11 protein-coding genes are annotated in these 12,345 nt (G+C 71.2%); 3 read left to right on the forward strand and 8 right to left on the reverse strand.

What is annotated here, in order from left to right; all coding sequences use genetic code 11:
* Positions 1-14: 14 nt before the first annotated feature.
* Both D8M35_RS03685 and D8M35_RS03690 read right to left on the reverse strand, forming a co-directional pair.
* Positions 15-443, reverse strand: coding sequence for a hypothetical protein (locus D8M35_RS03685; RefSeq protein WP_126890622.1), 429 nt, complete (start codon positions 441-443; stop codon positions 15-17).
* Between the two features lie 216 nt (positions 444-659).
* Positions 660-1,112, reverse strand: coding sequence for a DUF4383 domain-containing protein (locus tag D8M35_RS03690; RefSeq protein ID WP_126890623.1), 453 nt, complete (start codon positions 1,110-1,112; stop codon positions 660-662).
* A gap of 161 nt (positions 1,113-1,273) precedes the next feature.
* Between D8M35_RS03690 and D8M35_RS03695 the strand changes: the two genes are divergently transcribed.
* Positions 1,274-1,996, forward strand: coding sequence for a tyrosine-protein phosphatase (locus tag D8M35_RS03695; RefSeq protein ID WP_126890624.1), 723 nt, complete (start codon positions 1,274-1,276; stop codon positions 1,994-1,996).
* An 82-nt stretch (positions 1,997-2,078) separates the two neighbouring features.
* Here D8M35_RS03695 and D8M35_RS03700 read toward each other — a convergent pair whose 3' ends face one another.
* Entirely contained in the window at positions 2,079-2,945 is an 867-nt protein-coding gene (locus D8M35_RS03700; RefSeq protein WP_161972588.1) for an SMP-30/gluconolactonase/LRE family protein, read from the reverse strand.
* 29 nt (positions 2,946-2,974) lie between these two features.
* Positions 2,975-4,003 (reverse strand): LLM class flavin-dependent oxidoreductase, encoded by a 1,029-nt coding sequence (locus D8M35_RS03705; protein WP_126890625.1) that lies wholly within the window; start codon positions 4,001-4,003, stop codon positions 2,975-2,977.
* A gap of 59 nt (positions 4,004-4,062) precedes the next feature.
* Between D8M35_RS03705 and D8M35_RS03710 the strand changes: the two genes are divergently transcribed.
* On the forward strand, positions 4,063-5,973 hold the full coding sequence (locus D8M35_RS03710; RefSeq protein ID WP_126890626.1) for an ABC transporter ATP-binding protein: 1,911 nt from the start codon (positions 4,063-4,065) through the stop codon (positions 5,971-5,973).
* Between the two features lie 107 nt (positions 5,974-6,080).
* Positions 6,081-6,848 carry an SDR family NAD(P)-dependent oxidoreductase gene (locus tag D8M35_RS03715; protein WP_126890627.1) on the forward strand — a complete coding sequence of 256 codons (768 nt, stop codon included), beginning with the start codon at positions 6,081-6,083 and terminating at the stop codon, positions 6,846-6,848.
* Between the two features lie 72 nt (positions 6,849-6,920).
* Here D8M35_RS03715 and D8M35_RS03720 read toward each other — a convergent pair whose 3' ends face one another.
* The 4 genes from D8M35_RS03720 to D8M35_RS03735 are packed head-to-tail and all read right to left on the reverse strand — an operon-like array spanning position 6,921 to position 12,326.
* Positions 6,921-9,122 (reverse strand): beta-galactosidase, encoded by a 2,202-nt coding sequence (locus D8M35_RS03720; RefSeq protein ID WP_238638079.1) that lies wholly within the window; start codon positions 9,120-9,122, stop codon positions 6,921-6,923.
* A complete protein-coding gene (locus D8M35_RS03725) occupies positions 9,119-10,018 on the reverse strand; it encodes a carbohydrate ABC transporter permease (RefSeq protein WP_126890628.1) in 900 nt (299 codons plus the stop codon). Before D8M35_RS03725 ends, D8M35_RS03720 begins: the two co-directional genes overlap by 4 nt.
* Positions 10,015-10,965 carry a carbohydrate ABC transporter permease gene (locus D8M35_RS03730; protein WP_238638080.1) on the reverse strand — a complete coding sequence of 317 codons (951 nt, stop codon included), beginning with the start codon at positions 10,963-10,965 and terminating at the stop codon, positions 10,015-10,017. The genes D8M35_RS03725 and D8M35_RS03730 overlap by 4 nt, the downstream gene beginning before the upstream one ends.
* An 11-nt stretch (positions 10,966-10,976) precedes the next feature.
* The gene (locus D8M35_RS03735) at positions 10,977-12,326 is read right to left on the reverse strand and encodes an ABC transporter substrate-binding protein (protein WP_126890629.1); all 1,350 of its coding nucleotides are present in this window, start codon (positions 12,324-12,326) and stop codon (positions 10,977-10,979) included.
* Positions 12,327-12,345: the final 19 nt, after the last annotated feature.

A 12,345-nucleotide genomic window follows, 5' to 3' on the forward strand; every position in this document is an offset into this window, starting at 1 on the left:
TCGGCCGCGCGGGTTCAGCCGGCGGCCCGGCGCACCAGCTCGCGCAGCCGCTGCTCGACCTCGTCGGTCCACTCGACGACGGCGAACGAGGTCGCCCACATCGGCCCGTCGTCGAGCGCAGCGTCCTCCTGGAACCCGACGGTCGCGTACCGCGCACCGAACTTCGACGCCGGCTGCACGAAGGTGACGACCTTGCCGTCCCGCGCGTAGGACGGGAACCCGTACCAGGTCTTCGGATCGAGCTCAGGAGCGACCTCGGTCACGAGCACGTGGTACCGCGACGCCAGCGTCTGGTCGAAGCCCTCGAGCGCCTCGATCGCGGCCGTGCAGGCCTCGCGTTCGGCCTCGCGCTTCGCGGCGCCCTTCAGCCCACGTGTCGCCTTCCGCTCCTCCGCCGCCTGCTGCATCGCGGCACGCTCCGCGTCGCTGAACACTCCAGCCATGTCCGTCTCCCTCGCCGTTCCCGGTCGGTCTGCCCGGTCCGCGACCGGTGCTGACGGCATCCTGGCACCGCGGGTGCGCACCGCACCACCCGGCGGACGGGAGGCACGGTGCCGGACCGCCACGAGCCTCCCGTCCGGCACACGTCCGGGTCGCGCAGACGACAGGAGCGCGCCGGTCCGAGGACCGACGCGCTCCTGTCTGCGCTGGGCTGCGTGTCAGCGGGTGGTGCGGGCTCCGGCGCGGGGCAGGAGCACACCGAGGACGATCATCGCGACCGCGAGGAACGCGTGCAGCACGTTGTCGGCGCTGTTCAGCGGGACGAAGTTCGCCGCGCCGGCCATGTTCGCGACGAAGAGACCGAACACGAACAGCACGGCGTAGATGATGCCGCCGACGAGCAGGTACGAGCGCGAGCCCGCGGCCGAGCGCGCGGCGAGCAGACCGACGATGCCGAACAGCAGGTGCACGATGTTGTGGAGCACCGAGACCTGGAACAGGCCGAGGAGCATGGCCATCGAGCTGTTGCCGGCGAAGGACAGCGTGCCCATGTCCATGGTCAGGCCGGGGATGAAGCCGGCGATGCCGACGATGAGGAAGACGATCCCGAAGAGCAGTGCGCCCTTCTGGACGAGGGTCGAACCGGTACGGGGGGATGCTGCGCTGGACATGTGGTCTCTCCTTGTGTGCGAGGACCGGGTCGTGGTTCCGGTCGATGAGGTGACGAGCGTCACGCTCGGTTGGGTTTCACGGTAGACATGCAGCCCGCTCTCGGTTTCCCCCCGTCCGGGGGGACGCGTCGAACGGACAGGACCCGCCGTACGGTGGGACGGTGCGGGGACTCGACTGGGACGGCTACCGGAACGTGCGTGACCTCGGCGGGCTCCCGACCCCGCTGTCCCCGACCGGTGCGACGCAGCTCGGCCGGATCGCACGCGGTCCGCGCCGCGAACTGCTCACGGACCGGGGCTGGCAGGACGCGCGTCGATGGGGCCTGCGGTCGGTGATCGACCTGCGGTGCGCCGACGAGGTGGGGCGGCGCGACGGCGATCCGCTCGTCGCTCCGGACGCCCTGGCCGGGATCACCGTCGTCGCGGCGCCGACGGAGGACCAGGACGAGCCGGAGTTCCGCGAGGTCTGCTTCCCGATCCTCGACTCCCCCGAGTACTGGCGGCACAACTGGCGGATCCTGCCCGACCTGGTGCTCGGTGCGCTGCGGGCGATCGCGGACGCGCCGTCCGGGGTGCTCGTGCACTGCAGTGCGGGGCGCGACCGGACGGGCATGATCAGCACGCTGCTGCTCGCGGGCGCTGGCGTCCCGCCGACGGTCGTCGCCGAGGACCACGCGGCCTCCGTCCGGGCGATGGCCGGCACCGGCACCCACGCACCGGGCGACCGCCAGGCGACCTGGGATGCCGAGCAGGTGACCGAGTGGCTCGCCACCGTCACACCGATCGTCGAGGACGTCGCCGCCGACGTCGACGCGGCGTTCGCCGCCGTCGGGGCCGACGACGACCTGCGCGCACGGTTGTGCGCTCGGCTCACCACGCCCTGACCACGCGCGTGCTGACGGACGGGAGGCGCGGTGCCGGACCGCACCGCGCCTCCCGTCCGTCAGCCGCTCACGTCCGTCGTGGTCACGGTCCGGGGACGGTGACGCGGACGGCGCTGATCCGGCCGGCGCGCGTGCGCGCCGTGGTGTCCGGGTCGTAGCTGTCGGCGGTGGCGAGGTAGAGGGTGCGGCCGTCCTCGCCGCCGAGGGCACAGTCGATCGCGCACAGTCCGGGGGCGTCGACGCGGTCGGTGACCTCGCCGCCCTCGACGACCCGGAGGAACTCCCCCGTGTCCACGGAGCAGACCCAGATCGCGCCCTCGGCGTCGACCGTGCTGCCGTCGGGGGTGACCCCCTCGGGCAGCGCGGCCCACTCGCGTCGACCGGTGAGCGATCCGTCCGGCTCGATGTCGAACGCGGTCAGTCGACCGCCCCAGGTCTCGCTGACCACCAGGGTCCGTGTGCCGGGGAGCACGTTGGCGCTGTTCGGGAACACCAGACCGTCGGCGGCGAGCCGCGCGGAGCCGTCCTGGTCGACGAGGTAGAGCGGCCCCGGGCGCAGCTCCTCGCCGCCGTACAGGTCGTAGCCGAACGCGCCGACGTACGTCCGACCGGTCGCCTCGTCGACGACCAGGTCGTTGAGGAGCGAGGGCTCGGTCGACGACAGGTCGGCGAAGGGCTCGTTCGTGCCGTCCGGGCGGACGACCTGGATCGTCCGCGAGTTCATGGCACTGACGATCAGTCGACCGTCGGCGAGCCACCCGAGGCCGGACGACTGGCCGTCGATGGTCGTCTCGAGGCGCGGCCGCACGTCCGGCGAACCGGGGTCGACCGAGAAGACCTCGCCCGTGTGCATGTCGGAGTACCAGAGCCGGCCGTCGTGCCAGCGGTTGCCCTCGGGGAACCGGATGCCGGAGACGACCTCGGTCGCGGAGTCGATGGTGGTGTGCACCCGTCCAACCTGCCAGTCGGGACTGGCGGTCACCTGGCGCTCGTGGCCGGCGTCCAGCCGAGCTCCGGACCCAGGCGCCCGGCCGTGTCCTCGATGATCTGCGCGTAGTCGTCGGGTGCGAACGAGAACGGCAGCGCGAAGGCGACCTCCGTCGCCACCTGGTACCCGGCGTCCGCGCGGAGTCGGTCGGCGATCTCGGCCGAGCTCCCGACCAGGTCGGCGGCGAACAGCAGCTGGCCCGGCCCCTGCGGCACCCCGACCCGACCGGCCCGGGACTCGGCGTACGCCCGGTAGCGTGCGACCTGCTCCGGCGTCGCCGTGTCGGTCGGGATGACCACGAGGCCCTGCGACACCCGCGCCGCAGCGGGGTCCGGGTGCGCGTCGAGGTACGCCTCGACCTGGGCGCGCTGGTTCGTGGCGAAGTCCGTGCCGACCTCGCTCCGCGTCACGCTCGAGGTGAGCAGGTGGAAGCCGTTCTCGGCCGCCCACACCGCGGACCGCGTGCTGCCGGTGCCGTACCAGATCCGGTCGGCGAGCCCGGGGCTCTGCGGTTGGACGGTGGTGGCGAACTCCTCGATCCCGCGTCGCTCGACGACCGGCGTGACGGCGTCGCCGCGCACGAGGTCGCGGAAGCGCAGGAGCCGGTCGTTGCCGAGGTCCTCGTGCTCGGCGGTGTCCGGGTGGATCGCGTCGCGGTAGAGGTCGTAGTGCATCGGCGTCCCCACGGAGAACCCGGGCTGCAGCCGACCGCCGAGCAGCACGTCGACGGTGCCGAGGTCCTCGGCCAGGCGGAACGGATTCTCGGCGCCGATCGGGGTGACTGCGGTGCCGAGGGCGATCCGCGAGGTGCGCTGCGAGGCGGCGGCCGTGATCGCCACGGGTGACGAGATGCCGTGCTGCAGGTGGCGGTGCCGGAGCCAGGCGCTGTCGAAGCCGAGGGCTTCGGCCCGTTCGATCACGCGGAGTGTCTCCTCGTGGCCGTCGGCCGGGCGCGCGGGGTCGAACGAGCCGATGGTCAGGAAGCCGAGGCGCTCGAGGGGACGGTCGTCGGAGGGCATGCTCCGATCGTGGCAGACCGGGGCGCGGGGCGTCGGTGGTCCCGACGTATCCTGACTGCATGAGCATGGAAGGCGCTGCCTGGAGCTCGCTGTACAAGATCTCGTCCGCGAAGGACGCCGGGCGGGGCTTCTCCCGCGAGTCGCTCCGGCGGATCATGACGTTCGCCGTGCCCTACAAGGTGCAGCTCGTGGTGTTCATCGCGCTGTCCGTCGTGGGGGCGTTCCTCGCCGTCGCGACGCCGGTGCTCGCCGGTCAGGTCGTCGACGTCATCGCGGCCCGCGGCGCCGTGTCGACCATCGTCTGGCTGGCCCTGGTCATCGCGCTCGTGGCCGTCGCCGACGCCGCGTCGTCGCTGCTGACCCGCTGGTACTCGGCGCGGATCGGCGAGGGTGTCATCCTCGACCTCCGCACCGCGGTGTTCAACCACGTGCAGAAGATGCCCATCGCGTTCTTCACCCGCACCCGCACCGGCGCGCTGGTCAGCCGGCTGAACAACGACGTGATCGGCGCGCAGCAGGCCTTCAGCGGCACGCTGTCCGGCGTCGTGACGAACTCCGTGGCGCTCGTGCTGACCCTCGTCGTCATGCTGAGCACCTCGTGGCTGGTGACGGTCATCGCCGTGGTCATGCTCCCGGTCTTCCTCGTCCCCGCGCGTCGGATGGGCAGCCGCCTCGCGGCACTCCGCCGCGAGGCCGCCGACCACAACTCCGCGATGAGCACGCAGATGACCGAGCGGTTCTCCGCGCCGGGCGCGACCCTCGTCAAGCTGTTCGGGCGCCCCGACGAAGAAGCCGAGGAGTTCCGCGTCCGCGCCGCCCGCGTGCGGGACATCGGCGTCCGCACCGCGATGCTGCAGTTCGTCTTCGTGACCGCACTCATGCTCGTGTCGGCGCTCGCGCTCGCACTCGTGTACGGCCTGGGCGGCACGCTCGCCCTCGGCGGCCAGCTGAACACCGGCGACGTCGTCACCCTCGCGCTCCTGCTCACCCGCCTCTACGCACCGCTCACCAGCCTGGCGAACGCCCGGGTCGAGATCATGAGTGCCGTCGTGAGCTTCGAGCGCGTCTTCGAGGTGCTCGACCTCCGGCCGCTCATCCAGGAGAAGCCCGACGCCGTCACCCTGCCCGACGGTCCCGTGGCGGTCGAGTTCGACGACGTCCGCTTCGCCTACCCGTCCGCCGACAAGGTCTCGCTGGCCTCGTTGGAAGAGGTCTCCACGCTCGACACCCGCGGCGGCGACGAGGTCCTGCACGGCGTCTCGTTCCGGATCGAGCCCGGGCAGACCGTCGCCCTGGTCGGGTCCTCCGGCGCCGGCAAGTCCACGATCGCGCAGCTGCTCTCCCGCCTGTACGACGTCGACAGCGGTGCCGTCCGACTCGCCGGCACGGACGTCCGCGACGTCACCTTCGAGTCGTTGCGGCACACGATGGGCATGGTCACCCAGGACGGGCACCTGTTCCACGAGACCATCGGCGCCAACCTGCGCCTGGCCCGCCCCGAGGCCACCGACGACGAGGTGTGGGACGCCGTGCGACGCGCGCGCCTCGAGCCGCTGATCCGGTCGCTGCCCGACCAGCTCGACACCATGGTCGGGGAGCGCGGCTACCGACTGTCCGGCGGCGAGCGCCAGCGCATGACGATCGCCCGACTCCTGCTCGCGCAGCCCCGCGTCGTGATCCTCGACGAGGCGACGGCGGCGCTCGACTCGACGTCCGAGGCCGCCGTGCAGGCCGCCCTGAGCGAGGCGCTCGACGGCCGGACGGCGATGGTCATCGCGCACCGGCTCTCGACCATCCGGAGTGCGGACCTCATCCTGGTGATCGAGGACGGCTCCGTCGTCGAGCGCGGCACGCACGAGGAGCTCCTCGCCGCCGGCGGCCGGTACGAGGAGCTGCACCGGACCCAGTTCGCCGTGCAGGCGGACCAGGCACCGGACCCCGCTCCGCTGCCGGAGACCAGCGTCCGCTAGCGCCTGCCGTCGCGGCGCCTCCACCTGCACGACACCTCAGCCGATCCGCCGGACCTCGGGAGCGACATCGGAGCACCGTGGGCAGCACCGGACCCACAGGAGGAACCATGCTGCTCGAGGGCAAGACCATCGTCGTCACCGGCGGGAACAGCGGGATCGGTGAGCAGATCTGCCTCGCCGCTGCTGCCGAGGGCGCGAACATCGTCATCGACTACGTCGCGCACCCGGAAGCGACCGACTCGCTGATCCACCGCATCGAGGAGGCCGGTGGGCACGCGGTCGGCGTCGACGCCGACATCACGAGCGCATCCGACCTGCACGCGATGGTGCAGAAGGCCGTGGACGCGTTCGGCTCGCTCGACGTCCTCGTCAACAACGCCGGGATCGAGGACCGCAAGTCGCTGCTCGAGGAGACCGAGGACGGCTACGACGAGGTCATGGCCGTGAACATGAAGAGCGCGTTCTTCGGCACCCAGGCGGCAGCGAAGCAGTTCATCGCGCAGGGGCACGGCGGACTCGTGCTCAACATCTCGAGCGTGCACGAGGACTGGCCGATGCCCGGCAACCTGGCCTACTGCGTGTCGAAGGGCGGCATGCGGATGCTCGCCCGGAGCGGCGGCGTGGAGCTCGGGCCGCACGGCATCCGGATCGTGAACATCGCTCCCGGTGCGGTCGACACCCCGATCAACACGGCGACGACCTCCGATCCCGACAAGCTCGAGCGGCTCGACGACGCGATCCCGCTCGGGCGTCCGGCGAAGCCGCACGAGATCGCCGAGGTCGTCGTGTTCCTGGCGTCGGGCAAGGCCGCCTACATGACGAGCACCACCGTCACGATCGACGGCGGGATCTCGCAGGGCAGCGTCGGGCTCTGAACGCGACCCGCTGACGGCCGGGAGGCGCGGTGCCAGCTGGCACCGCGCCTCCCGTCCGTCCTGTGGTCGCGTCTACCGGACCGCCACCACCCGCACGTCCCAGGCCCCGAGCGACAGCTCGGATCCTGCGGCGAGCGCCGCGCCGTCGAGGACGTCCTCCGCGTCGACCGGCACGGTGAAGGTGCTCGGCGTCCAGGACCAGTTGTGCACGACGTGCACGGTCTCGCCGCGGGCGTTCGTGGCGGTCTGCACCGACTGGGTCTCCGTCTGCGGACGCCAGGCCGTCGCCCAGCTCCCCCGTTCGACCGCCCAGGCGGCGACCGCCGCGGCGAGCGCCGGGTCCGGCACCGTCCCGACGTACGTCACCCGGCCGGAGCCGTGCGCACGGGTGGTCACGGCGGCGAACCGGCCGTGGTGCGGGTGGTCGTAGTCGACGAGCACGTCGGCGTCGTCGACGAGCAACCCGTCCGCCCAGCGGGTCGCCGTCGCGCCGGTCGGCACCGTGAAGCCGTGGTCCACGGCAGCGGTGCCCGCGGACACCGGTACGCGTCGGCTGAGGTTGCTGAACTCGTCGTAGTGCACGCCGGCGGCCACGTCGAGGAAGGCCGGCTTGCGCTCGAGTCGGGCGCGGGCCTCCTGGTCCTCGTACCCGGTGCGGATGCCGACGACCAGGTGTCCGCCGGCCTCGGCGTAGTCCGCGAGCCACCGCAGCTGGTCGTCCGTCGCGATGGTGAACGCCGCTGCGACGAGGACCGGGCGCTCCCGGGCGACCACGGCGGCATCGCGGTCGAACACCTGCGACGGGTGCACCGTGTTCGCCTGCAGGCCGGCCTCGAACACCCCGCGGGCGAACGCGTCGTACACGGTCTGCCACGAGCGGCGGTCGGGCTCCGCTCCGTCACCGAGTGCCGGGTGCTCGTTCAGCGCCCACTTCGACTCGTTCGAGAACAGCAGGGCGACGTCGGCGTGCGGCCGGAGCCCGGCGACCCGGTCCCCCGCGTGCCGGAACTCGGCGCCGATGCGGGCGATCTCCTCGTAGGTGCGGCCCGGCTGCTGCGAGTGCGGCAGCACCCCGCCCCAGTAGGTCTCGACACCGAAGTGCAGCGTGTGCCAGTGCCAGTACTCGATCATCGACGCGCCGCGGGAGACCAGCGCCCACGCGGCCTGCCGCCACTGACCCTCGTAGGCGGGTTCGTTCATCCACGAGAAGCCGATCGCCTGCGCGTTCGTCTCGGTCACCAGGAACGGGGCCTGCTTCGACCCGTACATCCGGTCGCCGGTCGCGACGACGGACCACGCGCCGGAGGACGTCCAGTACTGCGGCGCTTCGTCGGTGTTCGGGAGTTCGAGGGCGTCCTGCATCCGGTAGTACGGGTTGCCCGCGGTGACGTCGAGGGCCCGGGTGAGGGCGTCGTCCTCGACCGTCGGTCGCTCGTACGAGATGCAGGTGGTGACGAACTGGTCCTCGCGGGCGTACTCACGCACGATCTCGGCCTGCCACGCGATGAAGTCCGTCGTGAGGGACGCCTGGAACCGGCGCCAGGCCAGGTCGTACTGCGGCTGCACGTTGCCGTCCGGTGTCCACAGGTCCGCCCAGGTCGACAGCCGGTGGGACCAGTAGGTCAGGCCCCACTCCTCGTTGATCCGCTCGACGCTGCCGTAGGTGTGGCGGAGGTGGTCGACGAAGCGCTGGAACACCTCGGGGTTGGCGATGAGCTCGTTCCCGGGCTCGTTGTCGACCTGGTAGCCGATGACGGCCGGGTGCTCGGCGTAGCGGGCGACGATCTTGCGGATGACCCGCTCGGCGTGGAACAGGAAGGCGGGGTGGGCGTGGTCGATCTCCTGGCGGGCGCCCCAGCCGATCGACTCCCCCGCGGTCCGGCGTCGCACGTTCACCTCGGGCACGATGCGGGCGAGCCACATCGGCAGCGCGTAGGTCGGCGTGCCGAGGATCACGCTGATGCCGTGCTCGTGCGCCGCGTCGAGCACGGGCGCGAGCCACTCGAGCTCGAACCGGCCGTTCTCCGGCTCCCAGGTGCTCCAGACGGATTCGCCGACCCGGATCACCGTGAAACCGGCCTCCTGCATGAGGCGCATGTCCTCGTCGAGCCGTGGGGTGGGCTGGTACTCGTGGTAGTACGCGGCGCCGAAGAGGACGCGGTCGTGCTGCATGGTGCGGGGTGCTCCGTTCGTGGTGCGGTGGTCCGTGGTGCGGTGGCCCGAGGTGCGGTCCGTGGTGCGGTGGTCCGTGGCGCGGTCCGAGGTGTCGGTCATCCCTTGACCGCCCCCGCGGTCAGGCCGTCGAGCAGCTGCTTCCGGAGGAGCAGGAACACGAGGATCGTCGGCACGCTCGCCAGCACGGCGCCGGCGAGGACGAGGTCGTAGGACCGGTTCTCCGACGCGAAGATCGCGTTCAGCCCGAGCGGCAGCGTGTACTGGTCGGAGTTCGACACGAGCACGAGCGGCCAGAGGAACGAGTTGTAGCTCTGCAGGAAGCTCCACACGGCGAGCGCCCCGAGGGACGGCCGGAGCAGCGGGAGCACCACGCGACGGAAGGTGCCGAACTCCGAGTTGCCGTCGATGCGGGCGGCCTCGATGATCTCGTCCGGGATCGACTGGGTGATGAACTGCTGCATCATGAAGATCCCGAACGCCGGCGCCACCCACGGCACGATGAGCGAGAACCACGGGTTCGCGAGCCCCGACTTCACCACGAGGATGAAGAGCGGCACGAGGATCACCGCGAACGGGACCGACAGCGACGAGAACATCACTGCGAACAGGACCCGCTTGCCCCGGAACCGGAACTTCGCGAACCCGTACCCGGCCATCGCGCAGACGAAGACCGACACGACGGTGGCGATCACGGCGGTGCCGACGCTGATGCCGAACCACGCCCAGAACGGCTGCGTGGTGAGCAGGTTCACGTAGTTCTCACCGGTCGCCGGGCTCGGGACGAGCGTGGGCGGGGTGGAGAAGATGTCGCCGCGGCGTTTGAACGAGCCGGACAGCGCCCACAGCAGCGGGAACACGAACACGAGCAGCAGCACCACGAGCGTGGCGTAGAGCAGGCCGCGGCGGGCGATCCACCCGGGGGTGCGCGGCGGGCCGGACCGGGGGCGGCGTGCGCCGCCTCTGGTGGTCACGGCCTCGGTGACGGTGGCGGTCATGCGTCCCTCCCGATGGCGAGTGCGCGGTTGAGGATCTGGCTGACTCCGAAGACGACGACGAACAGGACGACACCGGCCGCGGCCGCGTAGCCGAACTGCTGCCGTTCGAAGGCGGCGCGGTAGATGAACATGGCGACGGAGAGCGTCGCTTCGCCCGGGCCGCCCTTCGTGAGCAGGTAGGGCTCGTCGAACAGCTGGGCGGCGCTGATGAAGCTCGTCACCACGACGAAGGCGGTCACGGGGCGGATCGCCGGCAGGGTGACGTTCGTGAACTTCCGGAAGGTGCCGGCCCCGTCGAGCGAGGCGGCCTCGTACTGCTCCGGTGAGACGTTCTGCAGCGCGGCGAGGAAGAAGATCGTCAGGTACCCGACCGTGCGCCAGAGGAGCACGAAGCCGATCGCGACCTTCGCGAGCGTGGGGTCGCCGAGCCAGTCGGTGTTCGGCAGCCCGAACAGGGCCTTCAGCGTGGCGTTGAGCAGCCCGTAGTTGGTGTCGAAGACCAGGCTGTAGATGAGCGCGATGACGATCGGCGACAGCACCATCGGGATGAAGAACGTGACGCGGAACAGGTCACGCGCTCGGAGCCCCTTGGCGTTGAGCGCCTGTGCGACGAGCAGCGAGACGGGCACGATGACGAACACGGCGATGAGCGTGTAGATCAGCGAGTTCACCAGGGCCGTGCCGAAGCTCGTGTCCCGGAACAGGTTCGCGTAGTTCCGCAACCCGATCCAGTTCGGTGTCCCGAGGCCCACCCACTCGGTGAGCGACAGGTACACGGCGGCGAGCACCGGCACGATCATGAACAGGGCGTACAGCACGTAGAACGGCGCGATGAACAGGTACGGGGCACTGCCGCCGTTCGTGTTGAGGCGGCGCCGCCTGCCCGGTGGATCGGCTGCTGCGGGCGAGGCGGACACCGGGATGCCGGTGGCGGTGGATGTGGACAACGTCGTCCTCCTCAGGCGCGGGTCTGACCGCGGAAGTCGGCCGCAGCGGCGTCGAGCGCCTGCTTCGGGGAGATCTGGCCCTTGTAGGCCTTGATGAGGTAGCCGCTCAGGACGGTCTGCAGGATCGCGGCGTTCGCGCTCTGGTGCTGCGAGGGCACCTCGTCGATGACCGACTCGTAGACGCCGAACAGCTGCTGCCCGCCGAAGTACGGGTCGCTCAGCGCTGCGAGCCTCGGGTCGTCGTACACGGAGCGGAGCGTCGGCAGGTACCCGAGGTCCTCGTACCGCTTCACCTGCTGGTCGGGGTCGAGGTACGCGGCGAGCACGAGGTCGATGCCGGCCTGCGTCAGCGGCTTGTCGCGGAGCACCGCGAAGCCCGTCCCGCCGCCGACGCTCGTCGTGCTCCCGCCGCCGGCGAACCGCGGCAGGTTGCGGACCCGCCACTTGCCCTCCTGCTCAGGCACGTTCGGCTTGATGCCGTAGCTCGCGTACCAGGAGGGCATGTCGACCGCCAGGATCGTGCCGCCCTTGAGTCCGGACTGCAGGCTCGGTCCGTACATGTCGGCGACGGTGGCGATCGCGCCGGTCTGCACGCCGTCGACCAGGAACTGCAGGGTCCGCTCGGCCTCGGGCGTCTGGATCGCGATGTCGCCGGACTCGTCGTACAGGTCGCCGCCGCGCTGCAGCAGCAGGATCTGGTAGCTCTGCAGTGTGCCGCCGGGGTCGGTGACCGCGACCGCGTGGAGCGAGACGCCCTTGCTCTTGTTGAGCTTCGCGCCGACCGCCATCGTCTCCTCCCACGTGGCCAGGTCGTCGGGGATCCCGAGCGCCCGGAACTGGTCGGCACGGTGGTAGTAGACGCAGAGCGGGGTGTCCGAGTCGAGCGCGTACAGGCGCCCGTCCTTCGAGAACGGTGTCAGCCGCGCGCTGATCAGGTCGTCCCGCTTCGACGCGACCGACGACGACAGGTCGCTCAGCAGCTCCTTCGCGATGTCGCCGCGGAGCATCCGGCAGAACGCGCCGATCTCGAGACCGGCCACGTCCGGCGTCCCCGTCCCCGCGACCGCCTGTGCGATCAGCTTGGTCGGGATGTCCGCCGCCGCGATGGTGGTGATGTCGAGGGCGTAGTCGAACCGCGACTTCCGGTCGGCGACCGGGAGGGCCTCGGTGAAGAACTTCTCGTAGCCGGGGTCGTGCGTCCAGAAGGACAGGTCGGCCCTGCCCGAGCGGACGGCCGCGGTCGACTGCGGGGAGCAGGCGGCGAGCAGCCCGCTCAGTGCGAACGCGCCGCCGGCGGCGGCGCCCCAGCGGAGCAGGTCGCGCCGGCTGGGCGCTCGGTGGCCGTCGCGGCCGGGAGGCACGGCTCCCGTCGATCCGGGA

The organism is Curtobacterium sp. HSID17257 (assembly GCF_003989515.1).
GTDB lineage: Bacteria > Actinomycetota > Actinomycetes > Actinomycetales > Microbacteriaceae > Curtobacterium.